Raw genomic sequence first — 24,628 nt, 5'->3', positions numbered from 1 at the left:
TCAACTTAATCCATCATGAAAGATAATGCCGAGGCTATGTCTGTAGCCGCTGTGCAATGGACTTACGCCATGTTTCATATTCACTCTGTAATAGCCTTTGCTTCCTTTTGCCGGCCGGAAGTTGGTAGTGAAGATGATCATATCACCCCTGTTGGGTTTTAGTACGTTTGCTTTCGATTGTGCTCTGGGTATCTGTTCGGTGATCACGAATTCTCCGCCGGTATAATCTTCATCCACCTGATCGAGCATGAATACCATTTGCATGGGGAAGAATACCTGTCCATACAGATCCTGATGCAGTGTGTTGAATCCACCTGGCCCATATTTCAGAATGAGGACAGTTGGTTTATCCTGCCCGTTACTATGGCAGAGGGCCTTCATTTCTTTGTGTGTAGACGGAAAATTAGTTTCCAGATTCAGTTCGTGCATCCACTGATTGGCAACGGGAGCAATTTGGGCGTATACGGTTTCTCTCAGTTGAGTGATGATTTCGGGTAATGGATACCGGAAATACTTGTACTCTCCGAGTCCAAAACGGTAACGCTCCATGGTGATGGTTTTGCGGTAGGTATTGTCTGCGTTGTAATCTGCGATCAGCGATTCGCACTCTTTGGGAGTCAGTACGTTTTTTACAATGGTAAAACCTTTGTTGTGGAGTTCGGTGGTAATGGCCTGCCAGTTCTGAGCAGCCAGCCTGTTTTCGATATTATCCGTCATTGTTGTAAATATTGCGGATAAAATTACCGGCTGCATTGCTGCTGAAGAACCCGATTCTTGCGGCTTTGTACGAACAGAAAAAATTCAACGCCAATGGCTGTCAGCCTTAATTGTTGTATTCAAAATCTACGCTGAAATATGGTTTGCCATTTTCGCCAATAAGTACCCGCTGGCTCTTATGCTGATAATAGTTATTGATGGTAACAGAAAAAATATCGAACCGCCTGTTGTCGATGGTGAGTGTGCGTGTGTGCCGGAAATCTGAAAATTTATTCTCGATCACTTTACCTGAATTGATGATATAGTAATTGGCTGTTTTCTTGTTATCGATGCTGTCTGCAGTGAAACCGATGTATTCAGGCATAATGTACAATCTGGAATACTGCTTGCGCGGGAAAACGATTGCTTTGTTCGCATCAGTCACATATTGCTCCGGGCCAGTTTTTGCAATAACGTAATAGGTTTGTTTTGCAGGAACCCAGGTAGCGGAAATGTATCTTACACTGTCAGCGTTGTTCAGCATAAAAGATTTTGTTCTGGCAAGGAATAATCCGATAGGTTTTCCTTTCCCGTTTTCCTCCACTTCATTGATCTGAAAATAACCGGTAGCGTCCACTACATGATATTCTTTTGATTTGTTTCCATGCTTTTCCATGAACAATAGCATCACCTGTTCCCTCGACCAGCCGAAGTTAGGGCTGTTGGCCATATTGGGGTCGTAAGGCATTACGGGGCCGCTGTTATTCTGATTGCCAATCGTCTTTTTATTAACGAGCTGAAAGGTTGTTTTTGAATAGTAATGAAACTCGTTTTCTGAAACAAATACTACCAGCCATTCACCCGAACTGGCCAGTGGCGCTATTGAAATGGCGGGGATAACGGGTTTGAGGTCTTTATCGAGCAGTCCGTAGCGCGATTCTTTTTCTATCAGGTAGCCATTGAGCTCTTTATTGAAAAAACCAACAGACTGGTATTGCGGGGTCAGTTTCAATTCGCCTTCTGTATTGCAAAGTCCGAATTGTCCATTCTGATTGTAGGGGATCAGGTATTGTGCGTTGGAGATGGAATTCATGCACAGGAGCAGTATTACGATTATAGTTTTCATATGTTATTCCTGGGTCTGCTATTTCATTAATGGTACGTGATCTGAAAGGAAGGTACGGAATTTCCCGTTTTACAGTTATTACCTATCTTTGCATCCACTTGTAAATTCTGCAAACATTGAGCCATGTAATTGATCAGGCATATTAACCATTCTACGATCGCAGCGCTGCTGCGACAGGTATTCTATTGCTGATTAAAAATTACACAACATGGCTATTTCACAAAAATATGGCCGCACCTGGCATTTTCCTTTTTCACCCGGCACCACCAGCGACGATCGCATACAGCACGATTACTGGAATGTGATACAGGCGATCCCCCGCATTGTATTCACTGAAAAGCTGGATGGAGAAAATAACTGCCTTTCAAAATACGGCGTGTTTGCCAGGTCGCATGCGGCACCGACAGTGAGTCCGTGGACGGCCACCATACGACAGTACTGGCAGAGCATTAAAAATGATCTTGGAACACTCGAAATATTTCTGGAGAATCTGTACGCCATTCATTCGCTGCGTTACAGAAAACTCACGCATCATTTTCATGTGTTTGCCATCAGAGATAATGGTCGATGGCTGAGCTGGGAAGAAACTAAATTCTATGCAGCCACACTGGATCTGCCTACTGTTCCTGAAATCAGTATCATAGCCACACCGCAGAACAGGTCTGCGTTTGAAGCAGGTGTGCTGGATATAGTTGCAGGCGCGGGAGCTTATGATCCGGTAAACGCACTGGATGGAACAATCGCCACCATGGAAGGGCTGGTGGCGCGCAATGCAGACTCGTACAGTACAGATGATTTTGCAGAGAATGTATTCAAATACGTAAGAAAGGGGCACGTAAAAACAGACCAGCACTGGACCCGCAACTGGCAACGTGCCGGATTAATACAAGAAGGAGGTGTATATGTGGACCATCAGTAACAACAAACAATGGGAGCATCTCGAAAAGCATTTTCCATGGATAGCAGACATGCGCGAAACACCGCAGGATCCTGTGTTCCATGCCGAAGGAAATGTTGCCATCCATACTCAAATGGTATTGGATGCTTTGCAGCAGGAGCCTGCTTATCTGGCTATGTCGCCACAGGAGCAGGAAGTTCTCTGGGCCGCCGCTTTACTGCACGATGTAGAAAAGCGCAGCACCACTGTGTTTGAGCCCGATGGAAGGATCAGTTCGCGCGGGCACGCAAGAAAGGGTGCACAAACAAGCAGAAGAATTTTATATAAGGATACTCCAACGCCTTTCCATATCCGCGAACAGATAGTGGCGCTGGTACAGCATCATAGCCTTCCGCTCTGGTTGCTCGAAAGGCCAGATCCGCTGAAGCTGGCCATACAAACCAGCATGGAAGTGAATACCAGCTGGCTGGCACTGCTGGCGCGCGCAGACATGAAAGGAAGAACGGCAGCTGATGCCGGTGATATGCTGTACAGGATCGATTGCTTCGAAGAGTTCTGCAAAGAGAACGGATGCTGGGGTGCCATGCGAAGTTTTGCTTCTGATGATGCACGCATGCATTACCTGCACTCGGAGGAACAGTATCCCGATTACGTGCCCTTCGATGAACCTGTAATGGAGGTAGTGATGATGAGCGGCCTCCCCGGAGCAGGCAAAGACACTTATATCCGGAAACACTTGAAACACCTTCCGCTTGTTTCGCTGGATGATATCCGCACGCAGATGCGTATTGCACCAGACGATAAAACCGGTAATGGAAAAGTGATTCAGCATGCAAAGGAAAAAGCAAAAGAGCTGTTGCGCAGCAGGCAATCATTTGTATGGAATGCCACCAACACTACCAGGCAAATGCGTTCGCAGCTGATCGAATTGTTCATGGCCTATAAAGCTGCAGTGCATGTAGTTTATCTGGAAGTTCCTTTTGCGCAGCTGATGATGCAGAACAAATCGAGAGAAGCAGTGGTGCCGGCTAACGTGATCGATAAACTGGCCAATAAGCTGGAAGTACCGGCACTCACCGAAGCGCACCGGGTTACTTATATCGTGTAACGCTACCGTATGGGTTTTCTGCGATTCATGCAGCAGTTTCAGCGATTGAAACAATTGCAGTTGCATAAAAGCAGATAATGTTCTTTATTCGCAGTTGTTATTCAATTTAAACCCTAACTACATGCGCAAATCAGTTCTTTTTTGTTTGCTTCTGGCAGCTGTAATATCAGGTATTGCCATCGGCTGTAATTCAGCACAAACAGAAGAAACAGCGGCTGCAACAACTGCCATCAGCAAGGATAGTCTCATCAGAAGAGGGGAGTATCTGGTATCGGTGATCGGTTGCGACGATTGTCATTCTCCCAAACGGATGGGACCGAAAGGTCCTGAACTCATTCCGGAATTACGTTTGTCGGGCTTCCCGGAAAAAGGACAGCTGCCTCCTGTTGAACCAGCAGCACTGAATAAAGGCTGGGTGCTGATGGGACCCGATCTTACAGCAACTGCAGGCCCATGGGGAATAACCTATGCATCGAATATAACCAGCGATTCAACTGGTATCGGAGGATGGAAGGAAGAACAATTCGTAAAAGCGATGCGCGAAGGAAAGTCGAAGGGATTGGATGGTGCGCGTCCTATCATGCCACCCATGCCATGGCAGAACCTGTCGAAATTATCCGATCACGATATCAAGGCGATGTTTGCTTATCTGATGTCGGTGAAAGCGGTGAAGAATGTGGTGCCGCAACCGGTACTCAATCAACCAAAGTAGATATGTATCGATCTGAAATAAAAATCGGCCCCGGTGTAATACCTGGGCCGATTTTATTATGTGGATGATGCATCGTTACTCTTTGGTTTCCGTTACCGCAGGCTGCTGCGGATCTTCGCCTTTGAGATAATTGGGAAGATTGAGGCCGGCCATATTGAACAGATCGTTCAATGGTGGTACGGTTTTCATCATGCCGGATACAAAGTTGGAAGTGGAAGTTCCGTTCTCTCCGTTTCCGCTGCCGGAATCCCAGACAGTGATCTTGTCGATCTTGATATTCTTCACAGCTTCAACCTGTGTGCGAACCAGCTCAGGCAGTTTTTCTATCAGCAATAACTGGAAAGCTTTATTGGCATCGCCACCGGCTGCAGATACTACCTGCTTGTAACCTTCAGCCTGTTTGGTAAGAATTTCGTAGAGACCATTTGCTTCGGCCTGCATCTTTGCGAAGATGGCATCTGCTTCACCTTTCGCATTTTCACGAATGGTTTCAGCCGCAGCCTGTGCTTCGATGATGGCGCGTTGCTTCGCAATCTCTGCCTGTACTACAATGTTGGCAACCTGTGTGGCGCGCTCTCTGTTGGCACGCGCATCTTCTGCTTTTTGTTCTGCAATGTAAGAGGCTTCCATCGCTTTCGCCTGCTGCACTTTCTCGGCAGAGATGGCAATGCGAAGCGCTTCGGCTTCCTTCTCTCTGCGCAATGCTTCTGAATTGGCGATAGAGATCTTTGCTTCGTTCTCACCCTGGATGGCGATGGCGTTGGCTTCTGCTGTCTTAACGCGGGTATCGCGCTGCGCTTCTGCCTTACCGATAGTTTCGTCTTTTACGGCAGTGGCGATGCTGATCTCTTTGTCCTTTTGTGTGATGGCGATCTTTACATCCCTGTCTCTGTGCGTTTCCGCGATCTGAGTATCTTTCTCCCGATCTGCAAGCGCTTTACCGGTTTCACCGATCTTCTCCTGCTCCGCTACGCTGATCTTGGCTTCGTTGATGGCTTTGGCTGCCGCTTCTTTACCGAGTGCAGCGATGTAACCGGATTCGTCTTTGATATCGGTTACGTTTACGTTGATGAGTTTGAGGCCGATCTTCTTCAGCTCACTGTCTACGTTCTTGGAAATGTTCTCCAGGAATTTGTCGCGGTCGGAGTTGATCTCTTCGATGGTCATGGTAGCGATTACCAGACGCAGTTGTCCGAAGAGGATGTCTTTCGCCAGTTCCTGGATCTGCTCAGGATTGAGGCCCAGCAATCTTTCCGCCGCAGTGTTCATATTGTCTGCTTCGGTAGAGATGGCGATGGTGAACCGGCAGGGAACATCCACACGGATATTCTGACGGCTCAGTGCATTGGTGAGATTGGCTTCGATGCTCAACGGCTTCAGATCGAGAAATGCATAATCCTGGATCACGGGCCAGATGAAGGCGCCGCCACCATGGATACATTTTGCGGAACTGCCGCCGGTACGGCCATAGATCACTAATATTTTGTCGCTCGGACATCGCTTGTAGCGCGATATCAATGCCATGATAGTTACAAACAATACAATGGATGCAACTACGATAATCATAATTGGGGATAACATATAGGGGTGCTTAAATTTTTTCTACGATAAGGATATTTCCATTTTCAATTTTCACTATCCGCACAACAGAGCCGGAAGCGATCTTGTCGCTGGCGGTCATGGCTTCGAGCTCACGGGTAGAGCCTTTCACGCTTACCATCACTTTGCCTTTGCCGCTCATGTTGCCGGGAATGGTGAGGTACACTTCTGCAGTTGCATTGAGCGTTTGCGTTATGTTGAAACTGTTGTCCTCGGCGAGTTTCTGAATCTGCCGGATCACCAGAAAGAAAACATATACAAACAGCACACCAACGGCCAGCGCAGCAATTACCAGCCAGGTGGGACTTTGAATGCTGCTGTACAGCGAAATGCCGGCCCAGCTGAAGCCAAGCAGAAAATTGATGAGGTTACGCAGAGAGAAGAGTTCGAATGGCGTATCGGTATCATGGCTGCCGGTACTGTCGAAGTCTGCATTCAGTCCGTCGTGGCCATCGGCACCGGCGAACGTCATAACTGTCTGGATGAGAAAAATGATACTAACGGGAATCGCTACCAGCCAGAACAGTTTCAGCATGGGAGGGAGGCTTTGCAATATTTCCATTTGCAAGGTATTAGGGGTTTACGATCGGGCTGGGCCGGAAGATAGCGATTTTCGGCATATCTTCTGAAAACAGCACTGCGTTTAACTGTTAGTAGTGTCTGAAGCTGAAAAGTTTCAGTGAAAGAATAAAAAAAGACGCTTCCGAATTGGAAGCGTCTTGCTTATCAATCTTTTGATCAATTAAATTGGTTTGATACCACTGAAGAAGTGATTGAAGCCGATACCGATATTGGCCAAACCAATACCGAGACCAGCACCTACCAACGTAAGACCTGTGCCCAGGTTCAGCAGTCCACCGCCGAGTCCGGTTCCGAGGCCTGCAAGGCCAACACCGAGACCGCCGCCAAGTGCAGCGAGACCAGCGCCGAGGCCTGTACCCAGACCATTCAGTCCGAGGATATCGCCAACAGCACCACCATTGGTAAGTAAGATTTCATTCTCCGTCAGTTCGAGAAATTGAGTTGAAGTGAGCATATGAATAGTTTAATTGTGGTGAATAAAGCGGGTGTGATTAATTAGTAGGGAATCTCAGTCCGGCAAGGAATGCTGCCATACCGGTTCCGTTCACGGCCATGAATGTTGCATGACCTGCAGACATTGCTGCATAGGCTGCACCTACAGCGGCCATGTAGCCAGTGTAGTTGACAGTGCTTGAGCTTGTGCCGTCGAGTCCGGGAAACAGTATAACAGTTCCGCCTCCATTAATGACAGACATTTCTTCAGTTGTCACAGGAGTAAATTGATTAACGCATTTCATTTCCATATAGTTTATGTGAATAATGCGGTTTACCAATTAAATTTCTTTTTAATTCGTAAATAATCCTAACCACTATATAGCTAAAAAATAGCTGTAGGGTTTAATGCAAAAGCTTAATACAGGATGGGGAGTGTTTCCGGTAACAGCTTACCTTAAACGTTGAGCAGATGTTTATGCGAGGCATCAATTCTGTGTATATCAAGCGTATGAAATACCATATTATGAAGTAGTGTGCAGATAGAACCTGTCGATCGGGCCATCAAAAATACCGATGAATCAGACCGTCATCATTCGCTAACTTACAACATCAAATAATCCGAATATGAAACAGTTTCTCCTTCTGACCGTGCTTTCGTTTTTCACTGCTGCGGCTGCATTCAGCCAGCAGGGCGATCAGATACTCGGTCAATGGCTCAGTGAAGAAAAAGATGGAAAGATCGAAGTGTACAAACAGGGCAGCAAGTTTTTCGGCAAACTGGTTTGGGCCGATAAGATGTATGAAGCCGATGGCAAAACCTCCCGCAAGGATGTAAAGAATACGGATGAATCCCAACGCTCACGTCCACTCAAAGACCTGATTCTGCTCACCAATTTCGTGTACGACGATGGCACTTACGTGGATGGAAAGATCTACGATCCCAAGAGTGGCAAAACCTACAGCTGCAAAATGACGCTGAATGGAAATATGCTCAACATCAGAGGATACGTGGGGCTTCCGATGTTCGGCCGTACTTCAGTGTGGACGCGGGCTACCAAATAATCAATCTCTTCCTGCAAGTCTGCATGGAATGGTGAGATCTTCGGAAAGATAGTAAATGGAGCAAAGCCGATGATAGCCGTCGGCAACCACCAGTCTGGTGTCGCGCACAAGCAGCACCGGCGACAGTTTACCACCTGCTTTCACTTTTGCAATATTCTGTTTTACATGGATATTATCTTTCGGAAGCAATGGCAGTCCGCTTGCACGCAGAATATCCTTGGCCTTCTTTTCGATAGTGGGTTGCTGTTGCAGCTGCTTAACCAGCTCTTCCGCAATCTTTACAGGATACAACAGTTCCAGATAATCTTTTGCAGCGGGATAATCGTGATCCTGTGGATCGGCAAACCAAAGTTTCTTTTTCATGTTTTCTGTTTGCATTAAAGTTAGGCAAAATACACTCCGTCAATTCTTCCTACATTTGACACAAACCATTTAGATCATGATCGCATTTATAGGAATGGGACTATTGGGTTCCAATTTTACAAAAGCATTGCTGAAGCGCGGAGAGAAAGTGCAGGTGTGGAACCGCACATTTGAAAAAGCGAAAGCGCTGGAAGCAGATGGCGCCAAAGCATTTGAAAATATCGAAGATGCAGTGCGTGGCGTAAAACGCATTCATATCACTTTGTCGGATGATGCCATTGTAGATGCAGTGCTGGCGCAGGCTGCACCGGCATTGGAGGCAGGTGCAGTGATCATCGATCATACCACTACATCGGTGGAAGGCGCCGTTAACCGTACACAAAGCTGGGCTGCAAAAAATATTACTTACGTGCATGTACCCGTGTTTATGGGTCCGGCCAATGCACTCGAAAGCAGTGGCGTGATGCTGATCTCAGGCTCTCCCTCCATTGCAGCCAATGTGCTTCCGATGATTGAACCTATGACGGGCAAAGTGCTGAATCTGGGCGACAAAACAGGTCAGGCTGCAGGCATCAAACTGCTGGGCAATATGTTCCTGCTCACACTCACCGGAGGTTTCTCCGATATGCTGGCCACAGCCAAATCGATGGGCATTGCATCATCGGGCATTACGGATCTGTTCAAAGAATGGAATCCCGGTGCGATGGCGCCTGCGAGGCTTAACCGACTGCTGGCTGCCGACTACGATAATCCTTCATGGGAATTGCAGATGGCGCGCAAAGATGCGAGGCTGATGATAGAAGAAGCAGCGCGCGGCAACAGAACACTCACCGTGATACCTGCCATTGCTGATGAAATGGATAAATGGCTGGCGAAAGGATTTGCACATAAAGATTGGTCTGTGATTGCGTCGGACAATCTCTGATCACCACATCGATCACTCCGCGTTTTCTAATATCATTCTAATAATCATACCCGCATAAGATCAGTGTTTCTTCAACGAGTCCGTTTGATGGAACACTGATCCTTCGCAAGTTTTCATGATCTCCAAAAACAAACTGAATCGCAGGACCGAAGTATAATTTTCGATTGTTATTCGAATATACCCTTTATATTTGCCGCGTTAATATCTGTTGATACGGCAACCATCATGCGATAATTCTCCAGCCGTTCAATAGTTCCCCCCACCAGACGAGTTCAATCTGACAAGTAGCAAATGTCACGTATGCCTGAGCAGTTAGTTCTTACACAACTACTGACGTCGTTTTTTTTAACCATTGATATTTGCTATGAAAAAACAACTATGCATCCTCGTGGCATTGTTCGCAGTAACAGTGCTCAATCTGAATGCCCAGGTGGGTATCGGAACTACTTCACCTGATCCCAGTGCTATACTGGATGTTACCTCCACCACCAAAGGTGTATTGCCGCCTCGCATGACGAGTGGGCAGAGGTTGGCTATTACAACGCCGGCAGATGGCCTGCTGGTGTACCAGACCGGTGCAAATGCCGGCTACTGGCTTCGTCTTGCCGGTGCCTGGGTTCGCCTGGCTACCGGTGATGATCTTACAGGTTCCGGTGCAGGCTTTGCCTCCAGTACAACCGGAGCTGTTGTTGCTGTATTACTTGGTGGGACCAAGGTGGAGCTTCCAGACTACAAAAGCCTGGGGGCCGATATCACAGCGAATGCAACCAGTGATGTGTTCACTGTATCAAAAGCCGGCCGCTATCGTATTTCCTACATTGTGAACACTACTGCTGCCTTGCTGATGAGCAGCCGTATTACAATCAATGGCACACCAAGCATTCCGCTTACATTCAATCCCTTATTGTCTGTGAGCACGTATCAGGCGGAAGCCATCGTAACACTTGCTGCAGGATCAACCATCTCTCTGGAGCTGTTTGGTCTGCTTGGTGTTGCCGTGCTGATGAATAATGCACAGGGTGCAGCCCTCAACATTCAAAGAGTAGACTAAGCTTGTTGGAAATTTTATTCATTCATTTAAAATTCTGACAATGCGATACCTATTACTTTGTTTATGCAGTGCATTAACAGGCCTGCAGGGATTTTCCCAGCTTGGAGTAGGATCGGGTCAAACATTGTTCATCGCGAATGGCACTACATTCTTTGTGGACAGTCTTGTTCTGATTCCCAACGCCAACACCAATATCAGCAATACCAATCTTACGCACGACGGTGCTTTTATTACAGGCCCAGGCGGCACAAAGAGCATTACGCGTGTGTACAGGTTCAGCAATCCCATCACATTCACCGGTGATGCCGGTATTGTGTTCGACGATGCTGAGCTCAATGGCAATCCCAAAGCGTCTTTGCAGATTGCCTACAATTCAAATGGTACGTGGACTACCACCAACAACAGCACGGTCAACGGAAACTTCGTTTCCTATCCTGCTACTGGTGGCAGCATCTACAATCAGCTCACTGCTATCGTCAGTGGTGCTGTACTACCGGTAACGTTCACTCGTTTTACTGCTACCCGCGAGGCTCAGCATGTTCAGCTTAACTGGGCAATGGGCGATATCGATGGCCTCACCGGTTTCGATGTCGAATACAGCAATGACGGAAGAAACTGGAGCAATGCCGGCAGGGTACCAGCCATTCCGATGCTGCACGATTTCAGTTATCAGCATCGCGATCTGAATTTCACGCAGCGTTACTACCGCATCGTAGCCAACGAAGCCAGTGGCCTCCGTACCTATACCCGCCTCCTGGGCGTGCGTAATGGTGGAGAAGCCAATAGCGTGAATATCATCCGTAAAGGAACCAGCACGCTGCTGTACTTCAACGGAACTGTACCAACTTCGGTGCAGGTATACGATATGAATGGCCGACTGCTGATGAACCGCGGCGTTCAGCAGCAACAGGTGGAGATAACGGGAGTGGCATCTGGCACTTACATTATTCACTATATGGTGGATGGCCAGAAATTCGCACGCAAGGTTCAGTTATAATCATATGTATACTGTTTTAGTTTAAGGGAATCCCCGGTATTGTTCCGGGGATTCTCTTTTTTAAACAAAAGGCCCGTCGATCAGACGGGCCTTTTGTTTAGGATGGTACTGCTTTTTATTTTGCAGGTCGCATATTCAGTTTCATTTCATCATCTCCCGGATGAGTGTTATCCCACTCGTACCACTGAGATATTTTCAGTGAAGTTTTGCTGAGTTCTCTAACGGTCATTACAGCAGGAGGTGCATTCAGATCTCTCTGATTGTAGATCTGGAACTTTCCACTTTCCGTAGCATGCCATTTCCAGTTGTTGACCTGTAACATTGCCAGTCCTTTATCTTTATATCCTTCCATAACCATTGTTCCATAATTGCTGAAACGAACGTTTATGCTATCCGCTGTTTCAGGATAACTTTCCTGCCAGTTCTCTTCTTTCAGTATATACCATTTCTGATTGATATTGCCGGTGCGTTCATCAGTGGCCAATACCGGCTCTTTGGTAGTAGTTACGGGAACTGTTCTTTTGCTATCTTCTTCAGTTAAACGGAAATCGATCTTGTTGCCATTGAACCGGATGCCGCCTGCGAAACCGAATCCATCTATATTGATGGAGTCACCGGATACGGTAACGTATTTTCCATATGCGATTGGATAGTTGGTATACGCCACTACGTAGGTACTGTCTGCAAAGAACTCTACAAAGGTGGTGGTGGATGATGCAGGTGCTTCATCCGTACCGGTTGAAGCCGTAGTAGGGATCAGTTGCTCAAGTACTGAAGTGGGAACGGTCCATTTGCCGGTGAGATTTACTTTCAGGTCTTCTCTTGAAGTGTCTGGTTTTGGTGTTGAATCACTTTTGGAACAAGATGCGATCAATGCTGCTGCCGTAGCAAGCATCCATAGGGATGTACTTTTCATTTACAGGGGTTTGATTATTAAAGATGCAACAGCAAGGTAGTCGTTTTCAGGTAGTTAAGCCGGATGTACTAACGCAATATTGTAACCGATTTTTCGTTCACGGCATCCATTGTTTCTATATTGTTCGGTTGGCATATTTTTTTGCTTCGTTCGTATACAAAATTGATCGTTTCGCAGAATTTTTCCGGCAATTGATATTTGGTAATTTCTTTTCCGCGCTGTTTTTCAGCCACTGATAGTTGCCTGATTGGGAACTTGTTAGCCAATCTGCCCCCCTGCAATTTCCCGAATGCGAAAACCGTTTTTCCTGCAATAGGAACATCCACCTCCCGGTTCTGTACCACCTTTAAAATAAAAAGCTATGTGCAATTTCAGAATGTGGTACAAGTCGGAGGAAGATGTGTATGTATTGCAATGCGTAGACTGCAATACTTATCAGGTGAGATACAGGAATGCCGCTTTCATGTTCGACACTTTTACTTTCACGCTCTTCATAGAAGTAGTAGCCAATCTTTACAGCAGAGTGCTGAACAAGGAAATTGAAGCGCCCGTTAATGTGCCCACTTTCAATCAGGGAATGGAAATGCTTTTCGATAAATCTGCTCTCCGTCAATTGCATTACCTGCTCGACGGCGCCGATACGGAAATGAAAGCAGCCCAGATGACCAGTCTTTTTTATTATTGACAGACTGCCACCGTTGCTTATTTTTACCGGATGAAACTGAAATTACTGCTCCTGTTGCTGCTGACTCAGCAACTTCATGCCCAATCAGGAAAACAATTGTTCAGTAAAGAAGTGGCCGCTAAACTGGCCAGCCTTCCCATCCATTGCATCGGACAGGAATGGCCCAATAAGACCAGCCATACTTCCGACTCGGCCACAGACCATGTATTGCTTCCGCATCAGTTGCATCCTGTATTCTATGGTTGCTTCGACTGGCATTCTTCCGTACACGGGCACTGGATGCTGGTGAAACTGCTGAAGACCTTTCCCGATATGCCAGACAGGGAGAAGATCATCGCCATTCTCGAAAACAGTTTTCAGCTGGAGAAGATGAAAGAAGAAGCGGATTACTTCTCCAAATTCAAAACATCTCAGTTTTACGAACGCACCTACGGATGGGCATGGCTGCTCAAACTCGATGAAGAACTTTATACCTGGAACGATCCGCTCGGCAAAAAATGGTATGCCAGCATGCAGCCGCTCACACAGAAGATAAAAGAACTGTGGATGGCATATCTTCCCAAACAAACCTATCCCAATCGTACAGGCGTGCATCCGAACACTGCATTCGGACTGGTGTTCGCGCTCGACTGGGCCAATGCCCTCAACCAGCCTGAGTTTGCGGCCCTCATCAAACAGCGCAGCAAAGATTATTATCTCTCCAATAAACATACACCTGCTTATCTCGAACCCGATGGAACTGATTTCTTATCGCCCAGTCTCGAAATAGCAGACCTGATGCGCAGGGTATTGCCCAAAGCAGAATTTCTTGCCTGGTTCAAAAACTTCTACACCAAAGAAGGGCTCGACAATATCACCAAAGTGCCGCAGGTAAGCGACCGCACCGATTTTCTGATCGTTCACCTCGATGGACTGCATCTCAGCCGTGCCTGGTGCATGAAAGGCATTGCATCGGTACTGCCGGCCACTGATCCGCTGAAGAAACGTTTTCAGCAAACTGCCAATGCGTTTCTCGAAAGAACATTGCCGCATGTAACATCCGGAAATTACGGCGGCGACCACTGGCTCGCGTCATTTGCGGTATACGCCATATTCGAGAACAGATAATTCAACATCCTTTACAGATAATTGAAAAGCGGCACCAGTGGCCGCTTTTTTCATGCACACACGATTGTTTGTCCATTGGTGAACACTGATATTCGATTTTCTCTTTACATTTAGCCAGCTTTCATGGCCGGACCGCTGCTACATACTGCTCAATGGGTTTCTTTCTGCGAAGGAGACCAGACCGCTTTTCTGCAATTGTACGAAGCGCATTACAACCTGCTATTCGTATGGGGCGGTCGATGGGTAAAGCAGGATGGGGAATGGATCAAAGATCAGCTCCACGATTTTTTTCTCTACCTCTGGGAACACCGAAGCAACCTGAGCCGCGATATCAATGTGAGATCGTACCTGCTCACTGCCTTCAAAAGACATCTCATTCACGGATTATCCAAAAACAAATTGGTGATGAGTCCGGCTGAAACGCTGGACCTGCCTGCGCAATCAGACGCGGGGGAAACCGAACTGTTCACCGAACAATTCGGAAAAGTGGAGCGGGCCATGCAGTTGCTGAGTCCTGCCCAGAAAGAAGTGGTGCAGCTGCGCTACATGCAGAATATGAGTCTGCAGGAGATCGCAAACCATAAAAAAGCCAGTCTGCGAACCGTGTACAATCTGATGCACAGGGCGCTGGTGCACCTGAAAACCGAATTACTGAAAAAAAACTTTTTTTACCTGTGGTAAATCCGTGAAAGATTTGCCTCTGCTCAATACAGAAGCCGACAATGGAACAGATTACAGTGGAATATTTGCTTCAACAGAAATCCTTTCTGCAATATTGCTTACAGAGCGATGATGCGGCTGTAAGGCAGTGGGAGCAATATCTGCAAGCGCATCCCGAAGAGGCTGCTGTAGTTCACGAAGCGGCTTCGATTGTAAGGGACAGTGCATTGTACATGCAGGCAGAAACGCTGAAACCCGCTGCTGTCGATCGTTTGAGACAATCGATACAGGAGGAGGAAACAGTTCAGCCGCCTGTAAGAAAAATGCTCTGGAAGCGCATAGCAGTTGCAGCCGCCATAATCGGCATCATAGCACTGGTTTTGTTCTGGATGCTGCCGGCAAAAAAAGCACAACAGCCAATTGCAGCGAGATCGAAGATGGTGATCACGGCAGGCGACAGCAGCTACAATATCCCCGCGAGAAAAATGCTCGCATTGCAGGATGGATCTTTCGTACTGCTCGACAGTGGCGCCAGTATCCGCATCGACCCGGCATTCGGAACCAGGGAGCGCCGCGTGTATCTCAGCGGAACAGCCTGGTTCAAAGCGGCAAAGAACAGTCAGCATCCCTTCCGCGTGATTACGGGAAATATCCGTACCACCGCACTGGGAACGGCTTTCAGAGTAGATGCTTCGCAGGGTGCAGCATCTGTGCAGATAGAACTGGAAGAAGGGAAAGTAGCCGTAGAAAGAATTTCGTCAGCCGGTACCGAATTGCTGGCCACACTGATGCCTTCTGAAAGCATCAAAGTGTATCAGCAGCAAAACCGCACCACTCAGAAGTTACCCTTTGCAGCAGACAGGTTGCAGGCATGGAAAGCACAGGAAATCATCTTCAACGATGCGCCTGTTGCAGATGTGCTCAGCCAGCTGCAGGTGCTCTATAATCAACCTATCCTTCTCGAAGATACGCTGCTGAACGGGGCTACGTTCACCGGAAGATTCGGGCATGATTCGCTCAGCACTGTGCTGGATCTGCTCTGCTTCTCGCTGAACAAAAAGTACCGGACTACAGCAGATAACAAGATCCTGATTTATTAGATTCTAAACCAATGCTGCTATGATTGCATCTCCGACTGCAAAACGGATCCGCCTGCGCGTATCCCAACGCATCTGCACTTTCTCACTGGTAGCCCTGCTTTCCGCAGGTATGCTGCCGGGTACTGCTGCTTCATTATTTGCCCAATCCACTCAGAAAGTGGCCGTGGACAATATGAATGTTGAAAAGCTTTTCGCCACACTTGAAAAGCTGTACAATGTGCGGTTCTTCTATTCGCGCACTACCATCAATCAAACTGAAAAGATCAGTATTCCTTCCAAAGAACGCACGCTCGACGAAGTGCTGTCCTATCTCGAAGAGAAATACCAGTTCGCTTTCAAAAAGAGCGGAACCATGATTGCCGTGAGCAAAAAAAGTTCCGGTAACGAAAAAGACAGTAACAGAAACGCTGCACAGGAAATCCGCGGCCGTGTGGGGCTTTCAGAGAACGATAAGATTTACTACGCCGGTGGCATAACCGTGTATGTAGAAGGAGAGAAGAACGGCGCAGTAACTGATGAAAAAGGTTACTTCATCATCAAAACCAAAAAAGAGAATGCCGCTCTGGTGATCTCTCTCGTAGGATACGAAACAAAAAGAGTGGAAGTGAATGGCAATGCATTTGTATCTGCCACACTCACGCCTGCTGCCACTGCACTTTCAGAAGTAACGGTTGTAAGTTCAGGATATCAGACACTCGCCAAGAAAAATACTACCGGTGCATACGGAACCATCACATCAAAAGAGATTGAACGCCGCAGCAGCCAGAGCCTCGACAGAATTCTGGAAGGCGCTGTTCCCGGCCTTACGGTGTATCAGGGTTATCAAACCGTTGGCGGAACCAGAGTACAGGGCATCGATATGCAGGTGCGCGGAGGCAGTGCCATTCAGTCCGACAGAAACAGTCCACTGATTATTGTGGATGGGTTTGAAGTAACACGTCTCCCGGACAATATGAACGAAGTAGAAAAGATCGATGTACTCAAAGACGCCGCTGCCAGCAGCATCTGGGGTTCCAAAGCCGCCAACGGCGTTATCGTGATCACCACCAAACGCGGAAAGGACGGCAAAAATTCTATCAACTATACCACCAATCTTTACTTTACACAAAGGCCGGATTATGGTGCGCTGCGCAGAGCATCATCCAAAGACATGACTGGCTGGGATCTCGAAGCCTACAATAAAGGATGGTTGTATGCTGATATGTACAAAGGCAGAGCCTCTGGCTATACGCCTATCTACGATGCCATCTTTCAGTTTGAAGATAAACTGATCGATTCTGCCACTATGCTCAGCAAACTCGATGCTATCGGAAACCTCAGCAACAGGCAGCAGATCCGTGATCTGTTGTTGCGTACCGGCATGCGTCAGAATCATTATCTGTCCCTCTCAGGCGGTGGGCCCAAATACCGATACATGATGTCGGGTAGTTTTGACGATGATAAATCTGTTTACATTGGAGAGAAATCACAATCTGTTCAGCTCAATACCCGCAACGATTACGAAGTAGCCAGCTGGCTCAGGTTGCGTGGTGATATGAACGTATCGTTCGACAAAGACAATGCCGGTGCCCATATGCGTTCCGAGCTCTACAATATAGCTCCCTATCAGATGATACTAGATAACGCGGGCAACTATGTGTATGACTATTCCAGATTCAACAAGGTGATGAACGATAGCCTCATGAAGAACGGCTATTTCGATAACGGCAAAAACCTGTTGCAGGATGCAAGGCTTGCCAACGATGTTACCAAAAGCTTTGGCGTGCGTACCAGACTTGGTTTTGAACTGAAACTGGCGCGCGGGCTCACCATCAACAACGATTTCATGTACGATCGTTTTCAATCCAGCAACAGAAACCTCGTGGATAAGAACTCTTCTTCAAACCGCATTTTCATCAATCAGTTCACAGCTATCGACAAGGGTACAAAGAAGATCACCAATCTGATACCCACAGGAAATTATATCAATCAGTCAGAAGTTGCTACCACTAACTGGAGCAACCGTTTTCAGGCCAACTACACCAATCTTTTCAAAGGGGTGCATTACATAAACCTGTACGGTGGTATGGAGATCAAGAGTACACGCAGAGATGGTTTAATCAGCAGGAAATTTGGATTTGATGAAGAAATGCTGAGCTGGCAGAATATTCCCAACGCAAAGCAACTGGTAGATGGTAGAATAGAATGGTGGGATGGAAACTTTATGCCTACATATGATGCAACTACTGTTGAAAAATTCTCCAATAACGAAAACAGATTCATGTCGTGGTTCTCTACTGCGGCTTACACATACGACGACAGATACACCGTTACTGGAAGTCTTCGTTTCGATGAAAGCAACCTCTTCGGATCTGATGCCAAATACAGAAGAACACCGTTGTATTCAATTGGCGGTGCCTGGAATATCGACAAAGAATCTTTCTTCCATTCTCATATTATCAATACGCTCAAACTGCGTGGTACATTCGGTTTGGGAGGAAATGTAGATAACTCCGGTACGCCATTGCTGGTAGCCAGCAAAACATTCCAGAGTACGCTGAACGATTTCAGACTGAGGCAGGTTAGTTACAATCCGAAATTAAGATGGGAGCGTACCGAAACTATCAACCTTGGTGTTGATCTCAGCATGTGGAATGGCAGACTGCAACTGGCATTGGATGCGTATCGCAAAAGAGGGTACGATCTGCTCGGCACATTCGTGATCGATCCTACCAATGGATTTACATCAGCGAAAATCAATGCTGCTGCTATGACCAATCAGGGTATAGAAGCCATCATTACGGCCAGCATCATCGATAACAAAGATTTCAAATGGACCAGCCGTTTAAATTTTGGTTACAACAAAAACAAGGTTACCAGCAATAAAGTGAACGACAGCCGTCCGGAGATCAACCGCGTTTCAGGATCAGTACCATACGTAGAAGGATATGCGAGAGAAACACTCTGGAGCTATAAATGGGCGGGTCTCGACGATCGCGGAAACCCACTTACCTTCAACGAGAAAGGAGAGAAATCCAAAGTGGTGGATATGAGTTCACTCGTTGCCAGCGGCAGCTACAGACCCCGCTACTCCGGTGGATTCTCCAACACCTTCAACTACAAAGGATGGTTCGCCAATGTATTTCTGGTATACAATTTCGGTAACGTGATCCGCATGGAAATGCCGGATGGCAACCCTTACACCATGAGTACGAGTCTGAATAATCAGGTGGGCCGCCGCTGGATGAAACCCGGCGATGAAGCACATACCGATATCGTAGGCATGATGATCTCTTACGACGATTTCTATGATGGCCGCGAACGTGTAGCACAGCGATCTACCAACAGCGTGATATCGGGCGACTTCATCAGACTTCGTGAAATTCAGCTGGGCTATTCATTGCCTTCGTCACTGCTGAAACGCACGCCATTCCGAAGCATTCAGCTGATTGCGCAACTTAACAATGTGGCGATGTGGAAGAAGAACAAAAATGGCATCGATCCGGAATTTGTGGATCCGGTTTCCGGCACGCCGTATCTGCCGCCTGCTACCATTCAGACACTCACCCTCCGTGTAGAATTGTAATCATTAAAAGAAGCAAACATGAAACTGTCTAACTTATCATACTTATTTCTGCTGCTGCTTGTTGCAACCGGTTGCAGTAAATTCACTGATATCAAACCCAAGGGGTTTCTGCTGCCGAAAACAGTAGACGACTATCAGGGATTCATGAATGATATCGTACTGGCCAATGCCGGCTATCTCAATAATGAATTTATGACGGACGATCTCCGTTTCACCGACGATTTTGCCGCATCACAGAGCATCACCAGACAGGGCAGGTCTTATTTCTGGGACAAAGAAATTCTGCGCGCCACCGAAGACGATGCAGAGTGGAACACGCCTTACAATATGATCTACTACTGCAATCTGGTACTGGAGAATATCGATGCTGCTACCAATGGCACACAGGAGCAAAAAGACCTGGCGAAAGCCGAAGCGCTGGTGCATCGCGCATTCCAGCATTTCCATCTGGCCAGCAATTACGGAAGAGATTATCAGGCTGCCACTGCCTCCACTGATCTGGCAGTTCCGCTGATGCTGAAACCCGATCTCGAAGCAAAATCCAGCAGAGCTACTGTTCAGGAAGTGTACGATAAAGTGATCACCGATCTGAAAGCAGCGCTGAATATAACTGCACTTCCGGACTTCGGCAGAAACTATGTGCATCCCGGAAAAGCAGGCGTACTGGCCATTCTGGCGCGCGTGTATTTCTTCATGGGAGATTACAAAACGGCAGCTGAATATGCAGATGCCGCATTGGCGAAGAACAATACCCTGCTCGATTACAATACTTTCAAATTTACAAGCGCTACCAATCCATTCAGTGGCGTAACCGGTCGCCCGGCTGCAGAATTGAATCCTGAAAACCTGTTTTCAAGAACCAATAGTCAGGGTAATATTTTCAGGGTATTTCTGATTGGTGACAGCTTGCATCGGGTATTGGGCGAAAAGGATCTTCGATTCTATTTCAACTTTGCTTATCGTACAAGAGGTGGAGCTGCTTCTCCATTCCCCAATTATCTCGAAGCGCTTCCCAACTTCAGCATCGGTGTTCCGGAAATGATGCTGATAAAAGCGGAATACCTCGCGCGCCAGGGACAGACAAATGATGCAATCAATATCCTCAATACACTGAGACAAAAAAGATTCAAACCCGCGGATTATGTTGCACTCACTGCATCCAATGCAGAAGAGGCGCTGGTGCGCGTGCTGGAAGAACGCAGAAGAGAGTTGTTCTATCATGGCATTCGCTGGTTCGATCTGAAACGCCTGAACAGAGATGATCGTTTCAAACTCACTATTGCACGCACGCACCCTGCAAAGTCTGCAACACTGGAGCCGAATTCTCCGCGATACGTGTTGCCGATACCTCCGAAGGTGGTAGATCTCAATCCGAATATCAAACCCAACGAAAGATAATCTGCGCGCAGCCGGGAATAACTGATCAAAAACTGAATCGATGAAACTGTTACGAAATAGCCTTGCATTGCCTTTGATGCTGTGTTGCATTGCGCTCAGCGCTCAGCAGAAATCAGTAATCAGATTTGAGTCGGATGCGCATGCCGATGGTGTTAAGCTCACGCTCATGCGCGAGTGGCCCAACCGGAAACTCATGGATACCGCTCTTATCCGCGATGGAAAACATCAGTTCAATGTGTCGGATACATTCCCGGCTGTGTACTCTGTGAATAGCCGCAAGCCCTATCTGCATGCGATTGTGTTCATGGAAGGCGCCGATGCCGGCGTTGAGTGTAGCCATGAAAAACTTACGGTGAAATCCAGCGCCATTCAGCAAAAGATGAATGAATTCCTCGCCTCCATAAAGCCATATGAAGAAGAGTGGAGAAAGATTGGTGAACGATACGGTGCTGCAAAAGACATGGAAGAGAAGATAAAGATCGGAAAGGAAATGGATGCTCCTGCTGAAAAAGTAATGAGTGGGAGAGAGCAGTTTGTTGTGCAGCATGCCCAGGACCTCGCGGGCATCTGGATGGCTTATGAACAGGCGAATCTCTGGCGCGAGCCTGCACTGGAGAAACTGGTGTCTGCATTTCGCAAACAACCCCGCACGCAATTGCTGGCCAATTTGCTCGAAGGCAAGTTGCAGGAGTTTGAAGCCAATCGCATGACCGGAAAGAAAGCGCCTGACTTCACACTGGCAGATATCAACGGCAATACTGTTTCGCTCGACAGTGTGCTGCAACGCAATCAATATGTGCTGCTCGATGTATGGGCCAGCTGGTGTGCTCCCTGCCGCGCTACCAACCGCAGGCTCGCTCCGCAATACGATGAACTGAAGAAACTCGGCATCGAACTCATCTCCATTTCAGTTGATGAAAAATTACCCGACTGGCATAAAGCCGTTGCTGCCGATAAAATTCCCTGGACGCAACTCGTTTCTGCTCAGGGCATGAAAAGCAAGGTGGTGGCTGATTACAAAGTGAAGGCACTTCCTGCAACATTCCTGATTGGCAAAGATGGAACCATCATTCGTCAGCACATTGAAATCGATGATCTGAAAAAACTGGTTTTATCCAGATAAATACCTGTATGAAGAAATTGACATTATTCCTGTTCAGTCTCGCTTTTGTTTTCGCAGGTTCTACTGCGACGGCACAGGTTGCAAATAAGATCCTGCTCAGCAATGCGACCATCATCGATGGAGATGCAAAAATTGCTCCACGTAAAGGATCGGTACTGATCGAAAACGGCATCATCAGCAAGATCAGGTTTGGCAAAACCATCAAAACGGGTAAGGATGTTACTGTGATCGATTGCTCCGGTAAGTTCATCACTCCGGGCATGACGGATGCACACGTGCATCTTGCCACCCTCGATCTGAGTGATATGCAAAAAGCACGCAAGATTACAGACAGTATCCTGTACAATCTGTTGCGTCATGGCATTACTACGGTGCGCGATATGGCTGGTGATGCGCGTTTCTTAAACGTACTCAGCAAATCTGCTGAAAAGGAAAATCTGCATTCTCCGTCGATCGTATATGCAGCGCAGTTTGCGGGACCTGAGTATTTTGAAATGATGAACCGCGGACGCAAAGGAACGGATGGAAAATCGCCCTGGGTTCGCAGCATCACCGATACTTCCGATATCCGCAAAGCAATTGCAGAGGCAAAAGCCTGCGGGGTTACAGGTATAAAAATTTATGCGGAGTTAAGTGCATCGCTGGTACAACAGATCACTAAAGAAGCGCATGCACAGGGATTGCTGGCCTGGAGCCACGCTGCAGTGAATCCGGCATTGCCATTGGAGATTGCGGAGGCTGGTGTGAACAGCATGTCGCATGCAGGAGATCTGTTGTTTCAACAATTCCCTGCCGGCACTGATCTCACAAAAGTGTGGGGAGCCATCTACAAAGGCCTGAAGGCAGATTCTGCACAGATCTTTCCGGTATTGCAACAAATGAAAAACCACCATATCTATTTCGATCCAACCCTGTTCCACAATCTGAACAACAAACTGACGAATGCGGCTGTGATTGCACGATGGGCAAACCGGCTGGGTGTTCAGATGGTGGCAGGCACCGATTGGGTCTATCCCACTACGAATGAAGCTGTGCCACTGATGAATGAGTTGCAGCACCTCGTATTGGATGCGGGGCTGAGCAATGCCGCAGCCATTCAGGCGGCTACACTGAACGGCGCAAGAGTGAGCGGGTTTAATGATCGTGGACTGGTACGTAAAAAAATGCGTGCCGATCTGCTGGTGCTCGATGCCGATCCGCTTGAACATACCAATGCGCTTTTTTCTCCATCCATGGTGATCAGAAAGGGAAACGTCATTCGTTTTTAGCTCACTGTTAGCACAGGGTATCTGCTGTTGTGTTGAACAGGAAACTATGTACTGATCGGTTCTGAGTTTAGTCCCGCATACTTTTTCACACCGATATTCGTTATCGGGGCTAAACCCTACTTATGATCAAAAATTTACTCCGTTTATTGGGTATTTTCCTGCTCTTTATTTCAAGCTCTGCCAGCGCTTCAGACAAACCTGCTGCTGTTACTTCCCTGAGCATCACTACAAAGCAGTTAAGAATAAGCTGCGACAGCCGTGCTGTTGAAGTTACTTCCGTAACCGGGGGCACTGCTCCTTATTCTTATTTGTGGTACGATGGAAATACATCCAACCGAAGCAGTGGGATTACCATCACCGGCAATTACGCTCTAACCATTACTGATGCCATCGGCAACAAGCTGGATACAGTCTTTGCAGTGGCTGCGTCCGTTGTTTCTGCTGAAATTATCCAGACAGATGTGAGTTGCTATGGCAAAGCAGATGGCACAGTGAAAGCAATACTTCATAATGTGGAAGACTCCATGCTTTATTACAGTTGGGAGGGAGGACCAGATTACATCTACGTAACTGATACGTTGGAGTTATCAGGGTTGAAAGCTGGTTATTACACTTTCAGGATGGCAGAACTTGCCTGTTCAACTGCTGTGGATATCATCATCAATGAACCACTCCCTGCATTTGAAGTAATGGCAACTCCCGATGGACAGGAGATCTGTTCCGGCACAAGTACAAATATGAGTCTGAGCTCGAATGAAACAGGTGCGAGCTTCAACTGGACCTTTACCAGCTATTCAGCCACACTCACCGGCGGTAGTGATGGATCTGGCAATGTTATTGGGCAGACACTTACAGGCGATGGCTATGCAGAATACTCCGTAACAGCTACCAAAAACGGTTGCAACAGTGCGCCTCTGAGAGTGCTTGTAAATGTAAAACCTGCTTCCGATCCCGGTTGCGGATCAGCATCGAAAGCAGTGGGAACTGCTAAAACAAACAATGCATTGAGAGCAGTACCTACCGGCGGCAACACACTGGCGATAACGGTGAAAGCTGCTGAGGCCCAGCCTGCCAATATTGTTGTGTACGATATCAGCGGTCGACCGGTACTTTCTTTTCAACGCAACCTGAGTGCGGGTAACAATAGCATTTCAATTCCTACAGACCGCCTTCGCAATATCGTTTACATCGTAGCGGTAAAAGCAACAAAATTCAAAGAGACCATTCGTGTGAAAGTTCGGTAAGAACAACT

24 protein-coding genes are annotated in these 24,628 nt (G+C 47.3%); 16 read left to right on the top strand and 8 right to left on the bottom strand.

Translation table 11 applies throughout. The annotated features are described in order from the left end of the window. Nucleotides 1-717, bottom strand: coding sequence for a 2OG-Fe(II) oxygenase (locus HHL16_RS15390; RefSeq protein ID WP_169426068.1), 717 nt, complete (start codon nucleotides 715-717; stop codon nucleotides 1-3). Between the two features lie 106 nt (nucleotides 718-823). Then, on the bottom strand, nucleotides 824-1,822 hold the full coding sequence (locus HHL16_RS15385; RefSeq protein ID WP_169426067.1) for a WG repeat-containing protein: 999 nt from the start codon (nucleotides 1,820-1,822) through the stop codon (nucleotides 824-826). Between the two features lie 208 nt (nucleotides 1,823-2,030). Here HHL16_RS15385 and HHL16_RS15380 point away from each other — a divergent pair, with 208 nt between their 5' ends. The 3 genes from HHL16_RS15380 (at nucleotide 2,031) to HHL16_RS15370 (ending at nucleotide 4,540) form a co-directional block, all read left to right on the top strand. Beyond that, complete coding sequence (locus HHL16_RS15380; RefSeq protein ID WP_169426066.1) at nucleotides 2,031-2,741, top strand: RNA ligase family protein; 711 nt, start codon at nucleotides 2,031-2,033, stop codon at nucleotides 2,739-2,741. After that, nucleotides 2,725-3,828 carry an AAA family ATPase gene (locus HHL16_RS15375; protein WP_169426065.1) on the top strand — a complete coding sequence of 368 codons (1,104 nt, stop codon included), beginning with the start codon at nucleotides 2,725-2,727 and terminating at the stop codon, nucleotides 3,826-3,828. The genes HHL16_RS15380 and HHL16_RS15375 overlap by 17 nt, the downstream gene beginning before the upstream one ends. A gap of 121 nt (nucleotides 3,829-3,949) precedes the next feature. Then, nucleotides 3,950-4,540 carry a c-type cytochrome gene (locus tag HHL16_RS15370; RefSeq protein WP_169426064.1) on the top strand — a complete coding sequence of 197 codons (591 nt, stop codon included), beginning with the start codon at nucleotides 3,950-3,952 and terminating at the stop codon, nucleotides 4,538-4,540. A 75-nt stretch (nucleotides 4,541-4,615) separates the two neighbouring features. Here the strand turns inward: HHL16_RS15370 and HHL16_RS15365 are convergent, their stop codons facing one another. The 4 genes from HHL16_RS15365 to HHL16_RS15350 all read right to left on the bottom strand — a co-directional run bounded on the left by HHL16_RS15365 (nucleotide 4,616) and on the right by HHL16_RS15350 (nucleotide 7,416). Beyond that, nucleotides 4,616-6,106, bottom strand: a complete 1,491-nt coding sequence (locus HHL16_RS15365; protein ID WP_240966184.1) for a flotillin family protein — start codon at nucleotides 6,104-6,106, stop codon at nucleotides 4,616-4,618. A 25-nt stretch (nucleotides 6,107-6,131) separates the two neighbouring features. Then, on the bottom strand, nucleotides 6,132-6,701 hold the full coding sequence (locus HHL16_RS15360; protein ID WP_169426062.1) for an NfeD family protein: 570 nt from the start codon (nucleotides 6,699-6,701) through the stop codon (nucleotides 6,132-6,134). A gap of 180 nt (nucleotides 6,702-6,881) precedes the next feature. Further along, entirely contained in the window at nucleotides 6,882-7,175 is a 294-nt protein-coding gene (locus tag HHL16_RS15355; RefSeq protein ID WP_169426061.1) for a hypothetical protein, read from the bottom strand. A gap of 37 nt (nucleotides 7,176-7,212) precedes the next feature. Continuing rightward, nucleotides 7,213-7,416 carry a hypothetical protein gene (locus tag HHL16_RS15350; RefSeq protein WP_169426060.1) on the bottom strand — a complete coding sequence of 68 codons (204 nt, stop codon included), beginning with the start codon at nucleotides 7,414-7,416 and terminating at the stop codon, nucleotides 7,213-7,215. 364 nt (nucleotides 7,417-7,780) lie between these two features. Here HHL16_RS15350 and HHL16_RS15345 point away from each other — a divergent pair, with 364 nt between their 5' ends. Next, nucleotides 7,781-8,218 (top strand): DUF2147 domain-containing protein, encoded by a 438-nt coding sequence (locus HHL16_RS15345; RefSeq protein ID WP_169426059.1) that lies wholly within the window; start codon nucleotides 7,781-7,783, stop codon nucleotides 8,216-8,218. Here the strand turns inward: HHL16_RS15345 and HHL16_RS15340 are convergent, their stop codons facing one another. Beyond that, nucleotides 8,219-8,581, bottom strand: a complete 363-nt coding sequence (locus HHL16_RS15340) for a hypothetical protein (RefSeq protein ID WP_169426058.1) — start codon at nucleotides 8,579-8,581, stop codon at nucleotides 8,219-8,221. It abuts the gene before it with no gap. Nucleotides 8,582-8,657: 76 nt separating this feature from the next. On the opposite strand from HHL16_RS15340, the gene HHL16_RS15335 reads away from it, so the two are divergent. From HHL16_RS15335 to HHL16_RS15325, 3 genes are all read left to right on the top strand, one after another. Beyond that, nucleotides 8,658-9,506 (top strand): NAD(P)-binding domain-containing protein, encoded by an 849-nt coding sequence (locus HHL16_RS15335; protein ID WP_169426057.1) that lies wholly within the window; start codon nucleotides 8,658-8,660, stop codon nucleotides 9,504-9,506. 364 nt (nucleotides 9,507-9,870) lie between these two features. Further along, complete coding sequence (locus HHL16_RS15330) at nucleotides 9,871-10,557, top strand: hypothetical protein (RefSeq protein WP_169426056.1); 687 nt, start codon at nucleotides 9,871-9,873, stop codon at nucleotides 10,555-10,557. A gap of 40 nt (nucleotides 10,558-10,597) precedes the next feature. After that, a complete protein-coding gene (locus HHL16_RS15325; RefSeq protein ID WP_169426055.1) occupies nucleotides 10,598-11,554 on the top strand; it encodes a T9SS type A sorting domain-containing protein in 957 nt (318 codons plus the stop codon). Nucleotides 11,555-11,669: 115 nt separating this feature from the next. On the opposite strand, the gene HHL16_RS15320 is transcribed toward HHL16_RS15325, so the two are convergent. Continuing rightward, nucleotides 11,670-12,470 (bottom strand): hypothetical protein, encoded by an 801-nt coding sequence (locus HHL16_RS15320; RefSeq protein ID WP_169426054.1) that lies wholly within the window; start codon nucleotides 12,468-12,470, stop codon nucleotides 11,670-11,672. A gap of 361 nt (nucleotides 12,471-12,831) precedes the next feature. On the opposite strand from HHL16_RS15320, the gene HHL16_RS15315 reads away from it, so the two are divergent. The 9 genes from HHL16_RS15315 to HHL16_RS15275 all read left to right on the top strand — a co-directional run bounded on the left by HHL16_RS15315 (nucleotide 12,832) and on the right by HHL16_RS15275 (nucleotide 24,620). Next, a complete protein-coding gene (locus HHL16_RS15315) occupies nucleotides 12,832-13,155 on the top strand; it encodes a DUF6686 family protein (protein ID WP_169426053.1) in 324 nt (107 codons plus the stop codon). 30 nt (nucleotides 13,156-13,185) lie between these two features. Beyond that, entirely contained in the window at nucleotides 13,186-14,262 is a 1,077-nt protein-coding gene (locus tag HHL16_RS15310; RefSeq protein ID WP_169426052.1) for a DUF2891 domain-containing protein, read from the top strand. Between the two features lie 123 nt (nucleotides 14,263-14,385). Next, nucleotides 14,386-14,943 carry a sigma-70 family RNA polymerase sigma factor gene (locus tag HHL16_RS15305; protein WP_169426051.1) on the top strand — a complete coding sequence of 186 codons (558 nt, stop codon included), beginning with the start codon at nucleotides 14,386-14,388 and terminating at the stop codon, nucleotides 14,941-14,943. 41 nt (nucleotides 14,944-14,984) lie between these two features. Then, complete coding sequence (locus HHL16_RS15300; protein WP_169426050.1) at nucleotides 14,985-16,022, top strand: FecR domain-containing protein; 1,038 nt, start codon at nucleotides 14,985-14,987, stop codon at nucleotides 16,020-16,022. Between the two features lie 19 nt (nucleotides 16,023-16,041). Then, entirely contained in the window at nucleotides 16,042-19,587 is a 3,546-nt protein-coding gene (locus tag HHL16_RS15295; RefSeq protein ID WP_169426049.1) for a SusC/RagA family TonB-linked outer membrane protein, read from the top strand. Between the two features lie 18 nt (nucleotides 19,588-19,605). Beyond that, nucleotides 19,606-20,985 (top strand): RagB/SusD family nutrient uptake outer membrane protein, encoded by a 1,380-nt coding sequence (locus HHL16_RS15290; protein WP_169426048.1) that lies wholly within the window; start codon nucleotides 19,606-19,608, stop codon nucleotides 20,983-20,985. Between the two features lie 40 nt (nucleotides 20,986-21,025). Then, complete coding sequence (locus HHL16_RS15285; protein WP_169426047.1) at nucleotides 21,026-22,108, top strand: TlpA disulfide reductase family protein; 1,083 nt, start codon at nucleotides 21,026-21,028, stop codon at nucleotides 22,106-22,108. Nucleotides 22,109-22,116: 8 nt separating this feature from the next. Next, nucleotides 22,117-23,376 carry an amidohydrolase family protein gene (locus HHL16_RS15280; protein ID WP_169426046.1) on the top strand — a complete coding sequence of 420 codons (1,260 nt, stop codon included), beginning with the start codon at nucleotides 22,117-22,119 and terminating at the stop codon, nucleotides 23,374-23,376. A gap of 122 nt (nucleotides 23,377-23,498) precedes the next feature. Further along, nucleotides 23,499-24,620 (top strand): T9SS type A sorting domain-containing protein, encoded by a 1,122-nt coding sequence (locus tag HHL16_RS15275; protein WP_169426045.1) that lies wholly within the window; start codon nucleotides 23,499-23,501, stop codon nucleotides 24,618-24,620. Nucleotides 24,621-24,628 lie beyond the last annotated feature (8 nt).

The sequence above is a fragment of the Pseudoflavitalea sp. G-6-1-2 genome (genome assembly GCF_012927185.1).
Classification (GTDB): domain Bacteria; phylum Bacteroidota; class Bacteroidia; order Chitinophagales; family Chitinophagaceae; genus Pseudobacter.
This window is presented reverse-complemented; position numbering and strand designations above follow the sequence as displayed.